Source organism: Halorubrum sp. AD140, from assembly GCF_034497445.1.
Lineage (GTDB): Archaea > Halobacteriota > Halobacteria > Halobacteriales > Haloferacaceae > Halorubrum.
The window spans coordinates 1-1,090 of sequence record NZ_JAXRUU010000309.1; the positions used below are offsets into that span (position 1 = coordinate 1).

General features: G+C 55.5%; 1 protein-coding gene. It reads right to left on the reverse strand.

Translation table 11 applies throughout. The annotated features are described in order from the left end of the window. Positions 1-400 precede the first annotated feature (400 nt). Positions 401-1,036, reverse strand: a complete 636-nt coding sequence (locus U4E84_RS18425) for an IS6 family transposase (protein ID WP_322533505.1) — start codon at positions 1,034-1,036, stop codon at positions 401-403. Between the last annotated feature and the right edge of the window lie 54 nt (positions 1,037-1,090).

Consider the following 1,090-nt stretch of genomic DNA (forward strand, 5'->3'; position numbering starts at 1 on the left):
ACGCTGGAGGCGAGCGTCGCGTCCATGTCGTCGGGCGGGCGTTCGATGCCGAGGTCGTCGGTCGGGAGGTCCAGGTCGGCGAGCGCGTCCGCGAGCGCCGCCTCGACCTCCGACCGGAACTGCCTGAACATACCGTCCGTTCGACGGGCGGGTTAAAAGGCCCTTCCGAACCGGCTCGCGGCTACGTGCCACGGCGACTCGCGCCCGCGGTCCGCCGGGGAAGCCCGACGGCCAGCGTTCGAGTACCCGGCCAGTTCGCTCGCGGGAGCGGCTCCTCGTTTGCCGGCGCGTCAGGGAGACTCGTCGCGACCGAACATATTACCAGAACCACGGTATTACGCCCCAAAACGACCGCTGAGCCGATCATACAAGTAGCTGTGGGCCCTTGTGTCGGTGGTGTTCAGATAAGCTGATTCCATGCGAAGGCGAACGATCTGAGCCACTCGTTTGCTGTTTCTGCGTTGGCGTTGCTGAAACAGTTTGAGAAACTGGTAGTTCTGCGTTTGACCTCACGAAAGACACGTTCGACGCTGTTCCGATTTCCATGTCGTTCGTATCTGAAATCGAGGCCGTGTTTGCGACAGGCTCGCTGAAGTGGATCCGCACCATCAACGAGAAAGATCGCGTCATCTACGTCGTGTTTCTCGCGGAGTTCTGCGAAGAACTGATCTGCGATCATATTGTTTCTCGTCGGTTCAAGCGTTGTATGTAGCAAATCGTTTGATTGAGGATCGACAGCTGCGTACAGCCAATACTGTTCATCGTTGAGCTGAATCACAGTCTCGTCAACCGCAACGTGATTCGGATTCTGACCCGATTCTGGCTGTAGGTCAGCTTTATGAACCCAGTTGTGAACGGTCGATCGAACCCGATCAACACCAAATACCTCAAGAAACGAGACAGTATTCGAAAGCGATAATCCAGCCAAATGAAGCTGAATACTGAGCTTCATCAACAACTTCGGTGTTGCTTCTCGCTCCACAAACTCTAAGTTGATCTTGTCTAAACAGCCTCTGAGGCGGTCGTTTTCGGGCATAGATCACTTTGAAAACGCACCGCCTCACCTTTCAATCCTTATCTGAACACCGCC